A 15,334-nucleotide genomic window follows, 5' to 3' on the forward strand; every position below is an offset into this window, starting at 1 on the left:
CTCGTTGGACGGAAGGCGTTGGGCGCGGACTGTTGAACGCCCGCTCCGTACGGTCACCACGCGGAGGTCACCACGCGGAGGTCACCACCGTACGGCCGCCGCCCGGACGCCCGTACGGTCGCCGTCCGGACGTCAGCGGCCGAGCGGCAGTACGTCGGCGTCGAAGCAGGTCCGCGCGCCGGTGTGGCAGGCGGCGCCCACCTGGTCGACCTGGACCAGAACGGTGTCGGCGTCGCAGTCCAGGGCGACGGACTTGACGTGCTGGACATGGCCCGAGGTGTCGCCCTTGACCCAGTACTCCCGCCGGCTGCGCGACCAGTAGGTGCAGCGGCCGGTGGTCAGGGTGCGGTGCAGGGCCTCGTCGTCCATCCACCCGAGCATCAGCACCTCGCCGGTGTCGTACTGCTGGGCGATGGCCGGGACGAGGCCGTCGGCGCTGCGCTTGAGCCGGGCGGCGATGGCGGGGTCGAGTCCGCCGGCCGGACCCGTGGACGGGGGCGTGCTGGTCATACGGCCATTGTGCCGCGCCTTCGGGGCAGGCGGCCGGGCCGTCCACTGGGCGGACGGGGCCGGGCCGCCGTAGGCTTACGGGTATGTCGACCCATGCGAAGCGTGAACGACTTCTGCTCGCCGACCTGTTGGAGGCTGCCGGCCCCGATGCGCCGACGCTCTGCGAAGGCTGGCTGACCCGCGATCTCGCGGCCCATGTCGTGGTCCGCGAGCGCCGCCCGGACGCGGCGGGCGGGACGGTACTGGCCGTGCTCAGGAACCGGCTCGAACGGGTGCAGGCGGAGTATCTCGCCAAGCCGTACGAGGAGCTGATCCAGCTGATCCGTACCGGCCCGCCCCGGATGTCCCCGTTCGGCGTCAAGCAGATCGACGAGGCCGCGAACACCGTCGAGTTCTATGTCCACACCGAGGACGTACGGCGGGCGCAGCCGGACTGGGCGCCCCGGGAGCTGGACAGCGTCTTCGCGAACACGCTGTGGTCGCGGCTGGAGAAGGCCGGCCGGATGATGGGCCGGAAGTCCCCGGTCGGCCTGGTGCTGCGCCGCCCGGACGGCCAGACGGCCGTGGCCCACCGCGGCACACCGGTGGTGACGGTCACCGGCGAGCCGGGTGAGCTGCTGCTCTTCGCGTTCGGCCGGCAGTCGGCGGCGAATGTGGAGCTGGACGGCGACAAGGACGCGATCGCGCGGCTCCAGGAAGCGAAGCTCGGTATCTAGGGGCTGGTTGATCCGGGGGCCGGTTGATCCAGGGGCCGGTTCGTCAGGAGTGGTGCGGGCAGTTCCCGCGGTACTCCACGATGGCCGGGCCCGGCTGGGGCAGCGGGCAGAGGAACCGCTCGTAGCGGGTGTCGTTGTCGATGAACCGCTTCAGCCAGGACACGCTGTACTTCGCGATGGTGGTGTTCGCGGTGTTCGGCGCGTTGTGGGTGGCTCCCTTCAGTTCCAGATACGCCTTGTCGAGCGAGCCCGGCAGCGAGGTGTAGAAGGGCTCGGAGTGCGAGGCGACGGGCGCGACGGTGTCGCCGTCGGCCCCGACCACCAGGGTGGGGGTACGCACTTCGGGCCAGGTCTTGTCCAGGTTCCAGGCGGTCAGCGGGACGGCCGCCTTCAGCGAGGTGCGGTTCTTGGCGGCCTCCAGTGCGCCGCCACCGCCCATCGAGTGGCCCATGACGCCCAGCCGCGCGCGGTCGATCCGGCCGCTGACGGCCGAACTCACCGTCAGATGGTCCAGCGCCGCGAGGAGTTGGCGGCCCCGGCTCGCGGGCTGGTCGAGGCCGCCCAGGGTGTCGATGGTGAAGACGACGAAGCCCTGGGAGGCGAGCCGGGGCCCGAGCCAGGCGATGCTCGACTGCGTACCGGTGAAGCCGGGCGCGACGGCCACGGCGCCGAAGGTGCCGTCCGCGGTGGAGGTCGGGTAGTAGATCGTGCCGCCGCCGAATCCGCTGACGGCGCCCGGGGCGACCGGGGTCTGTGAGACGGCGTACGGGCCGCGGTCGGCCTCGATGGTGGCCACGGTCGGGGCCGGTCCGCGCTCGTACGGGTTGTCCGCGGCCTCGGCGGGGCCGGCGGCCCGCGCGCCGGACGCGCCGGGGATCAGCACGGCGACCAGAGCGGCGGTCGCGAGCGCGCCCGCCCATGAGCGTTGAGGAGCGGGGGGAGTGAGGGGTGGCGGAACGTAGTGGGGGATACGGGTGCACGGCGGGTGCCTCTCGGTCGTGACGGAGCCACACCGCGAGCTGCCGCGAATCGTCGAATGCCGTCGGGCGCACCGGAGTGGAACCGCGATGATGACTGGCGATTCCACTGTCGCGGCGAAACCGGCGGATGAGCACCGGCGAGTTCACCGGTCTTCACCAGTTCTCGCCGGTTCTCACCGGACCTGACCGACCTTCACGAACGGAGGCTGACCCACCGCGTGCGCGGCGCGCGTCAGCGCACCGGATGACCCGCCTCGCGCAGCGCGCCCTTGACCTCCGAGATCCGCAGATCACCGAAGTGGAAGACGGAGGCGGCCAGAACGGCGTCGGCGCCCGCCTCGATGGCCGGCGCGAAGTCACCGAGCCTGCCCGCGCCCCCGGACGCGATGACGGGCACGGTGACATGCCCGCGTACGGCCGCGATCATCTCCGTGTCGTAGCCGTCCTTCGTACCGTCGGCGTCCATCGAGTTGAGCAGGATCTCCCCCGCGCCCAACTCGGCAGCGCGGTGCGCCCATTCGACGGCGTCGATGCCGGTGCCCCTGCGTCCGCCGTGCGTCGTCACCTCGAAGGACCCCGACGGCGTGCGCCGCGCGTCGACCGACAGCACCAGCACCTGACGCCCGAAGCGTTCCGCGATCTCCCGTATGAGTTCGGGGCGCGCGATGGCCGCGGTGTTGACGCCGACCTTGTCCGCGCCCGCCCGGAGCAGTTTGTCGACATCCTCGGGGGTGCGTACGCCACCGCCGACCGTGAGCGGGATGAAGACCTGCTCGGCGGTGCGGCGCACCACGTCGTACGTCGTCTCGCGGTCGCCGGAGGAGGCGGTGATGTCGAGGAACGTCAGCTCGTCGGCGCCCTCGGCGTCGTACAGCTTGGCCATCTCGACCGGGTCGCCCGCGTCCCGCAGGTTCTGGAAGTTGACGCCCTTCACCACCCGGCCGTTGTCCACGTCCAGGCAGGGAATGACTCGTACGGCGAGTGTCATCCGGCACCTCCTCGGTGCGCTTCGGGCCGCTGCGCCTCGGGCCGCTGTGCTTCGGGCCGGTACGCCTCGACCTCGACCTCGACGACCAGACTCGGGTCGATGAAGCCGGAGACGACGATCATCGACGCGGCGGGACGTACGGCGTCGAACAGCTCCTTGTGGGCACGGCCCACGTCGTCGGCGTCCCGTACATGGGTGATGTACATACGTGTGCGCACCACATGCTCCGCGCCGAGCCCCAGCTCCTCCAGCGCCTTGACGGCGACCCCGAAGGCGGCCCTGGCCTGTTCGTAGGGGCCGCCCGCCGAGATCCTGCCGTCGACCATCGCCGTGCATCCGGCCACCAGGACCAGGCCGTTGGGGAGTTCCACCGCGCGTGAGTAGCCGATGGACTCCTCCCAGGGACCGTCGGACGAGATCTTCCGTACCTCTCCGGCGCGTGCGCCGTCGCGTACGCCGTCGCTCATCCGGACACCGCCGCCAGCGCCTCTTCCAGAGTGAACGCCTTGGCGTACAGCGCCTTGCCGACGATCGCGCCCTCGACGCCCTCGGGCACCAGCGTGGCGATCGCGCGCAGATCGTCCAGCGAGGAGACCCCGCCGGAGGCGACGACCGGCTTGTCGGTGACGGCGCAGACGTTCTTGAGCAGGTCCAGGTTGGGGCCCTGGAGGGTGCCGTCCTTGGCGATGTCGGTGACGACGTACCGCGCGCAGCCCTCGGAGTCCAGCCGGGCCAGTGTCTCGTAGAGATCACCGCCGTCACGGGTCCAGCCGCGCCCGCGCAGCGTCGTACCGCGTACGTCGAGGCCGACCGCGATCCGGTCGCCGTGCTCGGCGATGATCTTGGCGACCCACTCGGGGCTCTCCAGCGCGGCCGTACCGAGGTTGACCCGCGTGCAGCCGGTGGCGAGGGCCGCGGCCAGCGAGGCGTCGTCGCGGATCCCGCCGGACAGTTCGACCTTGATGTCCATGGCTTCGGTGACCTCGGCGATCAGGGCGCGGTTGTCACCGGTGCCGAACGCCGCGTCGAGGTCGACCAGATGCAGCCACTCGGCGCCCGAGCGCTGCCAGGCGAGGGCCGCTTCGAGCGGGGAGCCGTACGACGTCTCCGTACCGGACTCGCCGTGGACGAGCCGGACGGCCTGGCCGTCGCGGACGTCGACGGCGGGCAGGAGTTCAAGCTTCGGCACAAGAGCCTCGGGTGACATCAGAGGGTTCCGATCCAGTTGGTCAGCAGCTGGGCGCCGGCGTCGCCGGACTTCTCGGGGTGGAACTGGGTGGCCCACAGGGCGCCGTTCTCCACGGCGGCGACGAACGGCTCGCCATGGGTGGCCCAGGTGACCTTGGGAGCACGGATCTTGGGGTTGGTGACCTCAAGGCCCCACTCGTGCACGGCGTACGAGTGCACGAAGTAGAAGCGGACCTCCGGGCCGAGCCCGGCGAACAGCTCACTGCCCTCGGGTGCCTCGACGGTGTTCCACCCCATGTGCGGGACGACCGGGGCCTTGAGCGGCGCGACCGTGCCGGGCCACTCGTCAAGACCCTCGGTCTCCACGCCGTGCTCGATACCGCGCTCGAAGAGGATCTGCATCCCGACGCAGATCCCCATGACGGGCCGGCCACCGGCGAGCCTGCGGCCGATGATCCACTCGCCGCGGGCAGCCGTGAGGCCCTTCATACAGGCGGAGAAGGCCCCGACGCCCGGGACGAGCAGCCCGTCCGCGTTCATGGCGCGGTCGAAGTCGCGGGTGATCTCGACGTCGGCGCCGGCCCTGGCGAGGGCGCGCTCAGCGGAGCGGACATTGCCGAATCCGTAGTCGAAGACGACGACGTTCTTGCTCATCCCCAGATCCCTTGGATACGCAGGACCCCGGCGACCAGACACAGCACGGAACAGATGCCCAGCAGCACGATCACGCCCATGGGCAGCTTCTGCTTGTGGAACGAGTACACACCGCCGGCGAGGAAGAGCCCCACGACGATCAGAATGGTCGACAGACCGGTCACAGCATCTCCTCGTTCGCCCCGCCGCGGCTGCGGCTGATGTCACCGTCGCCCACACGGCGCAGAGGTGCGGGCATCATGTCCGCCTGCGGCCCGGCGGCCGCGCGTGCGTCGCTCACAGAGCACCCTTGGTCGAAGGAAGAATCCCAACAGCCCGCGGGTCGCGCTCGGAGGCGTACCGCAGGGCGCGGGCGAGGGCTTTGAACTGGCACTCCACGATGTGGTGCGCGTTGCGCCCGTACGGAACGTGTACGTGCAGCGCGATCTGCGCCTGCGCGACGAACGACTCCAGGATGTGCCGGGTCATGGTCGTGTCGTACTCGCCGATCATCGGCGCCATGTTCTCGGGCTCGGTGTGCACGAGATACGGCCGCCCCGACAGGTCCACCGTCACCTGGGCCAGCGACTCGTCCAGCGGGACGGTGCAGTTGCCGAAGCGGTAGATCCCGACCTTGTCGCCGAGGGCCTGCTTGAAGGCGGCGCCGAGGGCCAGCGCGGTGTCCTCGATGGTGTGGTGCGAGTCGATGTGCAGATCGCCCTCGGTCTTCACGGTGAGGTCGAACAGGCCGTGTCTGCCGAGCTGGTCGAGCATGTGGTCGTAGAAGCCGACCCCGGTCGACACATCGACCTTGCCGCTGCCGTCGAGATCGATCTCGACGACGACGGAGGTCTCCTTCGTACTGCGTTCGACACGGCCGATGCGGCTCATGCGCGCTGCTCCTTCTTCATTTCACGTACCGCGTCGAGGAACGCGTCGTTCTCGGACGGGGTGCCCGCGGTGACCCGCAGCCAGCCCGGTACGCCGTTGTCACGGATGAGGACACCCCGGTCGAGGATCCGCTGCCAGGCCGCGTGGGAGTCCTCGAAGCGGCCGAACTGGACGAAGTTCGCGTCCGACTCGGTGACCTCGTAACCGATCGCCCGCAACTCCCGCACCAGCCGGTCCCGCTCGGCCTTGAGCGTCTCGACGTACCCGAGCAGCGTATCGGTGTGCTCCAGCGCGGCGAGCGCGGTGGCCTGTGTGACGGCGGACAGGTGGTACGGCAGGCGCACCAGTTGGACGGCGTCGATCACGGCGGGGTGCGCGGCGAGATAGCCCAGACGCAGCCCGGCGGCCCCGAACGCCTTGGACATCGTGCGCGACACGACGAGCAGCGGCCGGCCCTCGATGAGGGGCAGCAGGGAGTCGCGGTGGCTGAACTCGACGTACGCCTCGTCGACCACGACCAGGGTCGGCCCGGCGGCCTGGGCGGCCTCGTAGAGCGCGAGGACGGTCCCGGCGTCGACCGCCGTGCCCGTGGGGTTGTTGGGCGAGGTGATGAAGACGATATCGGGGCGGTGCTCGGCGACGGCCTTCCTCGCCGCCTCCACATCGATGGTGAAGTCCTCGTTGCGCGGTCCTGAGAGCCAGCCGGTGTTGGTGCCGCGGGCGATCAGTCCGTGCATCGAGTAGGAGGGCTCGAAGCCGATCGCCGTACGGCCGGGACCGCCGAAGGTCTGGAGCAGTTGCTGGATGACCTCGTTGGAGCCGTTGGCGGCCCAGACGTTCGCGGCGGTCAGCGGGTGCTTTCCGGTGCGGGTGAGATACCGTGCCAGCTCGGTGCGCAGCTCGACGGCGTCCCGGTCGGGGTAGCGGTTGAGGCTCCGGGCGGCCTCGCGGACGCGCTCGGTGATCCGCTCGACCAGCGGCTCGGGCAGCGGGTACGGGTTCTCGTTGGTGTTCAGCTGTACGGGGACGTCCAGCTGGGGCGCGCCGTAGGGGGACTTGCCGCGCAGCTCGTCCCGTACGGGCAGATCGTCGATACCGAACGTCACTTTCCGGGCACCTTCCACGCGAACCTCGCCTTGAGCGCCGCGCCGTGCGCGGGCAGGTCCTCGGCCTCGGCGAGCGTCACCACATGGTGGGCGACCTCGGCCAGGGCCTCCTCGTTGTAGTCCACGATGTGGATACCGCGCAGGAAGGACTGGACGGAGAGTCCCGAGGAGTGGCAGGCGCAACCGCCGGTCGGCAGTACGTGGTTGGAGCCCGCGCAGTAGTCGCCGAGCGAGACCGGGGCGTACGGGCCGACGAAGATCGCGCCCGCGTTGCGGACCCGCGCGGCCAGCGCGGCGGCGTCGGCGGTCTGGATCTCCAGGTGCTCGGCGCCGTACGCGTCGACGACCCGCAGGCCGTCCTCGACGGAGTCGACCAGCACGATCGCGGACTGCCGGCCGGAGAGCGCGGGGACCACCCGGTCCTCGATGTGCTTGGTCGCCGCGACCTGCGGCTCCAGCTCCTTCTCGACGGCGTCGGCCAGCTCGGCGGAGTCGGTGACCAGGACGGCGGCGGCCAGCGGGTCGTGCTCGGCCTGGCTGATCAGGTCGGCCGCGACATGCACCGGGTCGGCGGTCGCGTCCGCGAGGATCGCGATCTCGGTCGGGCCCGCCTCGGCGTCGATACCGATCCGGCCGGTGAAGTAGCGCTTGGCGGCGGCGACCCAGACATTGCCGGGGCCCGTGACCATGTTGGCGGGCGCGCAGCCGTCGGGGCCCGGGGTGCCGTACGCGAACATCGCGACGGCCGAGGCGCCACCGGCCGCGTACACCTCGTCGATCCCGAGCAGCGCGCACGCGGCCAGGATCGTCGGGTGCGGCAGGCCGCCGAATTCTCGCTGCGCCGGAGAGGCCAGGGCGATCGACTCGACGCCCGCCTCCTGGGCCGGCACCACGTTCATGATCACGGACGACGGGTAGACGGACCGGCCGCCGGGCGCGTACAGCCCCACCCGCCCGACCGGCACCCACTTCTCGGTGACCGTGCCGCCGGGCACGACCTGAGTGGTGTGCGAGGAGCGCCGCTGCGCGCGGTGGACCAGCCTGGCGCGCCGGATCGACTCCTCCAGCGCGGCCCGTACGGCCGGATCAAGCGCTTCCAGGGCGTCAATAAGGGCTTTCGCGGGCACCCGGACCCGCTCCAGTGTCACTCCGTCGAACTTCCGCGCGGAGTCGATCAGCGCCGCCGTACCCCTATGGCGCACGTCCTCACAGAGCGGGCGCACCTTCTCCAGGGCGGCTTCCACGTCGAACTCGGCTCGGGGCAGCAGGTCACGCAGGTCTCCACCCTCGGGGAGGGCGTCGCCGCGCAGATCGATTCGTGAGATCACGGGGTCAATTCTCTCAGACCGGATCAGGCCGCCGGTCGCGCGTATCACTGGCTGATACACGCCATGTTCACTACGGGTCACCATTAGCGTTCAGCACGTCACTCAGCGGGAACAACGCATGTACGACCACCTTTCATCAGTCGCACGGACATCCGTCATCAGTTGTACGGACCATCCGTACGCACAGGGGAAGCGGAGGCGCGGCCGTGACCGAGCCGCACAACGACGAATCTCCGGACTGGCTCAGCGCGGCGGAACTCGGCATGTGGCAGTCGTTCCGCAACGGCAGTACGTACGACCTGAGCACGTCGGACGCATTACTGAACGACCCCTTCGCACCGCGTCCCTGGGGCACGGACCGCAGTGTCCGCGCCAGGGTCATCGCGCTGCTCCTGCTCAACGGCCCCGCCGCGCTGCCCGGGCGGGTCGCCGCGCTCAAGCTCCGCGGGGTGCAGATCACCGGCACGCTCAATCTCGCGGGCGGCACGATCGCCCCGTACGTCGAGCTGAACCACTGCCGTTTCGAGAACGAGGTGGTGCTGCCCGAGTCGCGCTTCACCACCCTGCGGATGGTGGGCTGCGCCATCCCCCGGCTGGAGGCGGCCCGGCTGCACACCGAGGGCGATCTCCATCTGCCGCGCTGCCGGGTAGAGCGGGGTATCCGGCTGACCGACGCCCAGATCGGTACGGATCTGCTGATCAGCCAGATCGATGTGCGTCCCGACCGGCTGGGCCGGGCGATCACCGCGGACGGAATGTCCGTCGCCCAGGACCTCCAGGCCGATCAGATCGAGACATATGGCGAGGTCAGTCTGCGCGGTGCCAAGATCGGCGTGTCACTGAGCCTGCGCGGCAGCCGGCTGCGCGCCGCGGAGGAGCGGCGGGCGCTCAACGCACCGCAGCTGACGGTGGAGCGGTCGCTGTACATGACGGGCGCGTGGGTGAGCACGGAGACCGGTGACCCCGGGATGACACCCCCGCACGGCGTCGGCAGCGTCGCAACACCGCTCCTCGGCACGCGGTTGCAGCGCTTCGAGTGCCGAGGCGGAGTGCGGCTGGACGACGGCCGCTTCGGCGACGCGGTCGACATGGACCAGGCGCGGTTCTGTCTCTCCCCCACGGAGGAACTGTCGCTGCGCCGGATCAACACCCCCGAGCTGCGGTTCAAGTGCGAGCGGGTGGAGGAAGGCAGGGTCGTGCTGAGCGGCGCGAAGATCATCACACTGGTCGACATGTCGACCAGCTGGCCGGGCCCAGGCGGACTCGCGATGGGCGGTTTCGCGTACGAGAACCTCGTCCCGTTCGGCCACTTCCCGCTGATCAGGCGGCTGGAGTGGGTGGCGGCGGCGACCCCGGAGTACTCCCCGGAGCCGTACGAGCGGCTGGCCCAAGTCCTGCGCAACAGCGGCGAAGACGCGGACGCGCGCGAGGTCCTTCTCGCCAAACAGCGCCGGCGCCGCGAGACGCTGCCGCTCGCGGCGAAGCTCTGGGGCTACCTCCAGGACTGGACGGTGGCGTACGGCTACCGGCCGGGCCGGGCGGCGCTGTGGATGGCGGTGCTGTGGGGAGCCAGTACGGTCGCCTTCGCCCGCCACGCCCCGCCGCCGATCAAGGGCGACGGGCACCCGGCGTGGAATCCCGCGCTGTTCGCCCTGGACCTGCTGATCCCGGTGATCGACCTGGGCCAGGACGGCCACTGGCTGCTGGAGGGCGGCTGGCAGTGGGCGGCGGCGGTGCTGATCATGCTGGGCTGGATCCTGGCGACGACAGTGGCGGCGGGAGCGTCCCGGCTGCTGCGGCGGGGCTGACAGACGGCTGCGGAGCGTATGGATACCCGGACCCGCCGAGGGCATCCCGGGCAGTCCCCTGGCGCACCCGGGATGTCGCGGCATCCCGGGTTTCTTTACCTTGCCTTGACTTTGGGCGCTACAACCTTTTCGCCCGATACGAAAGCTTCACAGCTGCCCCCTGGCGCGGCCGCGACCTGCGGTTTTCAATGGTCCGCACCATGTCATTGCTCCGCGCCCTGATCAGCACCGCGCGTATGGTCCGGCACACCCCGCGGCTCGCCGCCGGGCTGCCGCCGGACGACGCGGTGCTGCTCGACGCTCCCGACGAACGGCTCGCTCCCGCGCTCGTAGCCGCCGCTCTCGGTGAGTACGAACCCGCGGCGAAGCTGCTCGCGACGACGCGCGAGGCCGCCGAATGGGAGAACCGCGACCGCTACGTGATGCGGCTGGCCGCGTTCGCGTACGGCCGGGACGGGTGGCTCACGGCCTGGCTGCGCGCCGCGCCCCGCGATCCCGACGCGCTTCTCGTCCGGGCCGAGCTGGTCATCCGCAGGGCCTGGGAGTCACCGGCCCGCGCCGAGCGGCTGCGGGAGACGGGCCCGATGATCGACGCGGCGGCCGACGGTGATCCGCGCGATCCGGTGCCCTGGCGGGTCGCGCTCGACCACGCCCGCGGTACGCACGCCCCCCACACCGCGTTCGAGTCGCTGTGGGAGCAGGCCGTGCGCCGCTCCTCGCACCACTACGGCTGCCATGTCGCGGCCCTCCAGTACCTCTCCGCCGAGTGGTACGGCTCGCACCGCGAGTGCTTCGACTTCGCCGAACAGGCGGCGTACGACGCCCTGCCCGGCTCCCTCGTCCGCGCGCTGCCCGTGCGCGCCGCCTTCACCCTGCTGCTGAGCGGCGAGCCCACCTCCGTCCAGGCGGACCGGATCGACGCGGCGGCCGATCTCGCGATCGCGGTGTCCGCCGAGTACGAGGCGGGCGACCCGTGGCCGGCCGAGGTGCGCAATCTGCTGACGTATGTGCTGGTGGAGCGGGGGCGCTGGCAGGAAGCGCTGGAGCAGTTCCGGCTGATCGGGTCGTACGCGACCTCCTTCCCGTGGACCTCGCTCACCGACGATCCACTGGGTCAGTTCCTCGAATCGCGGCACGCCGTACGGATCCAAGTGGCCTCGGCGATGCCTTTGCGGAGCAGGACAGAACGGAGAGGGCCCCGCGGCCACTACGCTTGACCGTTGTGACCACCGCACGCCTCCCTCTCTTCCCGCTGAACGCGGTGCTGTTCCCGGGCCTCGTCCTGCCTCTGAACGTGTTCGAGGAGCGCTACCGCGCGATGATGCGCGAGCTGCTCAAGACCGATGAGTCCGAGCCGCGCCGCTTCGCCGTGGTCGCCATCCGCGACGGACACGAAGTCGCGCCGACAGCGCCCGGGATGCCGGACGGCACCACCCTGACCGACCGGGGGCCCGCCGCCGGCTTCGGCCCCGACCCCCTGAAATCCTTCCACCCGGTGGGCTGCGTCGCTGACGCGGCGACGATACGGGAGCGCCCCGACGGCAGCTTCGAGGTGGTGGCCACCGGCACCACCCGGGTCCGGCTTCTCTCGATCGACGCGAGTGGCCCGTATCTGACGGCCGAGCTGGAAGAGCTCCCCGAGGAAGCGGGCGACGGCGCGGGCACGCTCGCCGAAGGCGTGCTGCGCGCGTTCCGCAGCTACCAGAAGCGGCTGGCCGGGGCGCGTGAGCGCTCGCTGTCCGGCGACGATCTGCCCGACGAGCCCTCGGTGGTGTCCTATCTGGTCGCCGCGGCGGCCGTACTCGACATCCCGGCCAAGCAGCGGCTGCTGGAGGCCCCGGACATCGCGGCCCGGCTGCGTGCGGAGCTGAAGCTCCTGCGGGCCGAGACGGCGGTGATCCGCCATCTCCCCTCGCTGCCCGCCGTGAATCTGACGCACACGCCGCCCAGCCCCAACTGACACCTCTCAACTCACCGGGGGAACAACCGCCTTGGCTAAGAAGTCCAAGAAGCAGCAGTCCGGAGGCACACCGGCGACGGTCGCCCTGACGGCCGCGGGCACGCCGTACACCCTGCACGCGTACGCGCACGACCCGGCGTCGCCCTCGTACGGCGAGGAGGCGGCCGAGGCCCTTGGTGTCTCTCCCGACCGGGTCTTCAAGACCCTGGTCGCGGATGTCGACGGTGAACTGACCGTGGCCGTCGTGCCGGTCGCCGGTTCGCTCGATCTGAAGGCCCTCGCGGCGGCGGTCGGCGGCAAACGCGCCTCGATGGCGGACCCGGTGACCGCGGAACGTACGACAGGTTATGTACGCGGTGGGATCTCGCCCCTGGGACAGCGCAAGCGGCTACGCACCGTAGTGGACGCCTCGGCGGAGGCCCATGTGACGATCTGTGTCTCGGCGGGCCGCCGGGGCCTGGAGGTCGAGCTGTCCCCGGCGGATCTGGCGTCGCTCACCTCGGCGGTCGTGGCACCCATCGGCCGGGGCTGACGGTCAGCGCGGCGCGGCGTCGCCAGGCGCGGGCGCCGGACCGGCGGCGTTGTCAGGCGCGGGCGCCGGACCGACAGCGGCATCAGGCGCGGGCGCCGGACCGACAGCGGCATCAGGCGCGGGCGCCGGGCCGACAGCGGCATCAGGCGCGGGCGCCGGGCCATACGCCACCGGGCCCCAGTCTTCCCAGCGCGGCTCCGGATCGCGCGGACCGAACAGCGCCGTCAGGGCCAGATGGACCACCATCGCCGCGATCGGCCACGCCAGCAGCGCGCCCTTCGCGTTCAATTCGAGCGGCGCGTCGAACGTGACGCCCTTGCCGACCGCCCTGGCGTGCGCCACCACGTCCGACGTGGGGCCGAACCAGACGCCGATCCGCCAGGCGAGCACCGCGCCCAGCAGTCCGCCCAGCGCCAGACCCACCACCAGCGGGATACCGCCGCGCCTGCGGAAGACGAAGACCAGCGCCGCGCTGACCACCCCGAACGCGAGCGCCAGCAGCAGGAACGTACCGTCCCCCGCGATCGCCTCCTCGCCCTCGGTGTCCTTCAGGAAGACCGCCGTCTCGTCCGAGATCAACGGGATACGCGGCGAGAGCCACAGCCACAGCAGCCCGAGCGCCAGACCCGAGACCGCAACCACCACCATCACCACGACGGCCTGGCGCAGTTCGGTCCTCATATCGGGCCCCTTCTCCGCTTCGGCCCCGGGATAGGGCGATCCCCCGGCCGGCGGTGTCTGCCAGGGATCGTCGTGCGGCGGTTGGTGGGGCGGCGTCAAAGGTGCGGTCACTGTGCCATCGTGCCAGTCCTGGCCAGGGGGTGCCTCATCGGACCGCCGCACGCCGGTACGCCCAGGTCGCCACGGCCAGCGAGCAGACACCGACCGCCGCGCACACCGCGAGATCGAAGGCGACCACCGGCCAGTCGGGACGGGCGTCGAACGTACGGGCAAGAGCCTCCACCCCGTACGTGGAGGGCAGCAGGTCACGCGCGTACCCGATCGGGCCCGGCAGCCGGTCCGCGGGCAGCACACCCAGCAGCAGCGCCGCCGACATGCCCAGCTGGCCCAGCAGCGTCGCCAGCTCCTGCCGGGGCGCGAGCAGACCGAGCGCCGCGCCCAGACCGGCGAGCGCCGCGCCCGACAGCGGAATCACCGCGACCAGCACCCAGAGATGGGTGAGCGGCAGCTGGAAGAGCACACTGCCGGCGACGGCCGTGACCGCCGTGCCCGGCACCGTGAACGAGGCATAGGCACCGGCCGCGCCGAGCACCACCGCCGCGGGCGGCACGGGCAGGGTGGCGTAGTGGTCGAGCCCACCGTTCGCGCGCAGCTGACCGAAGTACTGGGCGAGCAGATTGAGCGCCACGAACGCGACGACGAGCACACTCGACCCGGCGACCACCGCCCGCGCCTCGTCACCCCCGTCCACCACGCCCCTCATCAGGATCATGATCCCGACCGACTGGAACGTCGCCACGAAGAGCAGTGGGATCCGCGCGACCCGGGCCCGGGACAGCTGGGCGCGGTACACGGCCGCGAGCGAGGGCAGCAGCCGCGCCCGGGGCGCGAGCGGCGCGGGCGCGCCGTCCGCCGGCTCGTTCACGTTGTCCGCCGCGGTCCCGGCTCTCCCGGACACGGCCTCCGCGCGCACGATGCTCACCTGGTGCTGCTCCTGTTCGGTACGGGCGTACGGGCGTCGCTCGCGAAACGGCTGCTCACGCCTTGACCAACCCCTTCGCCCGGCCGCCGAGCGCCAGATAGACATCTTCCAGACTCGGCGTCGCCAGCGTGAAATCGTCCAGCGCCGCGAAGGCGGCGCCGCCGGTCACCGCGGCGACCGCCGCACGCGCCTCGTCAGGTGCGAGCCGCAGCACCCAGCGGCGCCCCGACTCCTGCGCCGAATCCCGCAGCGCCGCGACCTCGGGGACATCGAGCGGCGCGCGCTCGCGCCACACGAGCTCCACCCGTACCTCGCCGGCGACCCCTTCCTTGAGCCCGGACGGGGTGTCACAGGCGATGACCTTGCCCCGCTCCAGCACGGCGACGCGGTCGAGCACCGTCTCGGCCTCGATGACGTTATGGGTGACGAGCAGTACGGTCACGCCGTGCTCGGCCCGCCGCCGGTCCACAGCGGCCCACACCGCCCGCCGCGCGACCGGGTCCATACCGGTGGTCGGCTCATCAAGAACCAGCACGGGCCGCTCCCCCACCAGCGTGGCGGCGAAACAGGCCAGCCGCCGCTGCCCCCCCGACAACTTCTTCAGGGGCCGCCCGGCGATCTCGGTGAGTCCCAACTCGGCCAGCACATCGTCCCGCTCGGCCCGCGCCACCCGCAGCGGCAGCCCGCGCAGCCGGCCGGTGGTCTCCGCCGCGAGCGCGACGGTCAGTTCGTCCAGCGCGGTCGACTCCTGGCCGAGATAGCCGATGAGCCGGGAGGCGCGCTCGGGATGCCGTACCAGATCGTGCCCCAGGACCTCGACCTCACCGGAGTCGGGCCGCATCAGACCCGTGAGCTGGCGTACGAGAGTGGACTTGCCCGCTCCGTTGGGCCCGAGCAGACCGAAGATCTCACCGCGCCGTACGTCGAGGGAGACCCCGTCAGTGGCCCGCACCGCCGGCGTCCCGGGGACGCCTCGTCTGCCGCGCGCGGCGGGGTACGTCTTGACCAGATCGCGCACCACGCACACCGTA

At 71.3% G+C, this 15,334-nt stretch carries 18 protein-coding genes; 5 read left to right on the top strand and 13 right to left on the bottom strand.

Annotation, left to right across the window (positions count from 1 at the left end):
• Nucleotides 1-132: 132 nt before the first annotated feature.
• Complete coding sequence (gene hisI, locus ACFRMN_RS17350; protein ID WP_383019948.1) at nucleotides 133-510, bottom strand: phosphoribosyl-AMP cyclohydrolase; 378 nt, start codon at nucleotides 508-510, stop codon at nucleotides 133-135.
• 83 nt (nucleotides 511-593) lie between these two features.
• On the opposite strand from hisI, the gene ACFRMN_RS17355 reads away from it, so the two are divergent.
• Nucleotides 594-1,226 (top strand): TIGR03085 family metal-binding protein, encoded by a 633-nt coding sequence (locus ACFRMN_RS17355; protein ID WP_383019950.1) that lies wholly within the window; start codon nucleotides 594-596, stop codon nucleotides 1,224-1,226.
• Between the two features lie 43 nt (nucleotides 1,227-1,269).
• Here the strand turns inward: ACFRMN_RS17355 and ACFRMN_RS17360 are convergent, their stop codons facing one another.
• The 9 genes from ACFRMN_RS17360 to hisD form a co-directional block, all read right to left on the bottom strand.
• Nucleotides 1,270-2,196, bottom strand: a complete 927-nt coding sequence (locus tag ACFRMN_RS17360) for an alpha/beta hydrolase family protein (protein ID WP_383020130.1) — start codon at nucleotides 2,194-2,196, stop codon at nucleotides 1,270-1,272.
• Between the two features lie 242 nt (nucleotides 2,197-2,438).
• Nucleotides 2,439-3,194 (bottom strand): imidazole glycerol phosphate synthase subunit HisF, encoded by a 756-nt coding sequence (gene hisF / locus ACFRMN_RS17365; RefSeq protein WP_383019952.1) that lies wholly within the window; start codon nucleotides 3,192-3,194, stop codon nucleotides 2,439-2,441.
• Complete coding sequence (locus ACFRMN_RS17370; protein ID WP_383019954.1) at nucleotides 3,191-3,661, bottom strand: RidA family protein; 471 nt, start codon at nucleotides 3,659-3,661, stop codon at nucleotides 3,191-3,193. Before ACFRMN_RS17370 ends, hisF begins: the two co-directional genes overlap by 4 nt.
• Nucleotides 3,658-4,383: a bifunctional 1-(5-phosphoribosyl)-5-((5-phosphoribosylamino)methylideneamino)imidazole-4-carboxamide isomerase/phosphoribosylanthranilate isomerase PriA gene (gene priA, locus ACFRMN_RS17375; RefSeq protein ID WP_383020132.1), complete on the bottom strand. Its 726-nt coding sequence runs from the start codon at nucleotides 4,381-4,383 to the stop codon at nucleotides 3,658-3,660. Before priA ends, ACFRMN_RS17370 begins: the two co-directional genes overlap by 4 nt.
• A gap of 17 nt (nucleotides 4,384-4,400) precedes the next feature.
• Entirely contained in the window at nucleotides 4,401-5,036 is a 636-nt protein-coding gene (hisH, locus tag ACFRMN_RS17380; RefSeq protein WP_383019956.1) for an imidazole glycerol phosphate synthase subunit HisH, read from the bottom strand.
• On the bottom strand, nucleotides 5,033-5,200 hold the full coding sequence (locus tag ACFRMN_RS17385) for a hypothetical protein (RefSeq protein WP_383019958.1): 168 nt from the start codon (nucleotides 5,198-5,200) through the stop codon (nucleotides 5,033-5,035). The genes hisH and ACFRMN_RS17385 overlap by 4 nt, the downstream gene beginning before the upstream one ends.
• A gap of 112 nt (nucleotides 5,201-5,312) precedes the next feature.
• Nucleotides 5,313-5,906, bottom strand: coding sequence for an imidazoleglycerol-phosphate dehydratase HisB (hisB, locus tag ACFRMN_RS17390; protein ID WP_030353542.1), 594 nt, complete (start codon nucleotides 5,904-5,906; stop codon nucleotides 5,313-5,315).
• Entirely contained in the window at nucleotides 5,903-7,012 is a 1,110-nt protein-coding gene (locus ACFRMN_RS17395) for a histidinol-phosphate transaminase (protein ID WP_383019960.1), read from the bottom strand. The genes hisB and ACFRMN_RS17395 overlap by 4 nt, the downstream gene beginning before the upstream one ends.
• Nucleotides 7,009-8,340, bottom strand: a complete 1,332-nt coding sequence (hisD, locus tag ACFRMN_RS17400) for a histidinol dehydrogenase (protein WP_383019962.1) — start codon at nucleotides 8,338-8,340, stop codon at nucleotides 7,009-7,011. Before hisD ends, ACFRMN_RS17395 begins: the two co-directional genes overlap by 4 nt.
• 206 nt (nucleotides 8,341-8,546) lie before the next feature.
• Between hisD and ACFRMN_RS17405 the strand changes: the two genes are divergently transcribed.
• From ACFRMN_RS17405 to ybaK, 4 genes are all read left to right on the top strand, one after another.
• On the top strand, nucleotides 8,547-10,148 hold the full coding sequence (locus ACFRMN_RS17405) for an oxidoreductase (protein ID WP_383019964.1): 1,602 nt from the start codon (nucleotides 8,547-8,549) through the stop codon (nucleotides 10,146-10,148).
• A 188-nt stretch (nucleotides 10,149-10,336) separates the two neighbouring features.
• Nucleotides 10,337-11,365 (top strand): hypothetical protein, encoded by a 1,029-nt coding sequence (locus ACFRMN_RS17410; RefSeq protein WP_383019966.1) that lies wholly within the window; start codon nucleotides 10,337-10,339, stop codon nucleotides 11,363-11,365.
• A 5-nt stretch (nucleotides 11,366-11,370) separates the two neighbouring features.
• A complete protein-coding gene (locus ACFRMN_RS17415) occupies nucleotides 11,371-12,108 on the top strand; it encodes an LON peptidase substrate-binding domain-containing protein (RefSeq protein ID WP_383019968.1) in 738 nt (245 codons plus the stop codon).
• Nucleotides 12,109-12,139: 31 nt separating this feature from the next.
• Nucleotides 12,140-12,640, top strand: coding sequence for a Cys-tRNA(Pro) deacylase (gene ybaK / locus ACFRMN_RS17420; protein ID WP_383019970.1), 501 nt, complete (start codon nucleotides 12,140-12,142; stop codon nucleotides 12,638-12,640).
• 3 nt (nucleotides 12,641-12,643) lie between these two features.
• On the opposite strand, the gene ACFRMN_RS17425 is transcribed toward ybaK, so the two are convergent.
• The 3 genes from ACFRMN_RS17425 to ACFRMN_RS17435 all read right to left on the bottom strand — a co-directional run bounded on the left by ACFRMN_RS17425 (nucleotide 12,644) and on the right by ACFRMN_RS17435 (nucleotide 15,330).
• Nucleotides 12,644-13,321, bottom strand: a complete 678-nt coding sequence (locus tag ACFRMN_RS17425) for an ABC transporter permease (RefSeq protein ID WP_383019972.1) — start codon at nucleotides 13,319-13,321, stop codon at nucleotides 12,644-12,646.
• Nucleotides 13,322-13,466: 145 nt separating this feature from the next.
• Nucleotides 13,467-14,303 carry an ABC transporter permease gene (locus ACFRMN_RS17430; protein WP_383019974.1) on the bottom strand — a complete coding sequence of 279 codons (837 nt, stop codon included), beginning with the start codon at nucleotides 14,301-14,303 and terminating at the stop codon, nucleotides 13,467-13,469.
• Between the two features lie 55 nt (nucleotides 14,304-14,358).
• A complete protein-coding gene (locus tag ACFRMN_RS17435) occupies nucleotides 14,359-15,330 on the bottom strand; it encodes an ABC transporter ATP-binding protein (RefSeq protein ID WP_383020135.1) in 972 nt (323 codons plus the stop codon).
• Between the last annotated feature and the right edge of the window lie 4 nt (nucleotides 15,331-15,334).

It is taken from the genome of Streptomyces sp. NPDC056835 (assembly GCF_042789485.1).
Taxonomy (GTDB): Bacteria; Actinomycetota; Actinomycetes; order Streptomycetales; family Streptomycetaceae; genus Streptomyces.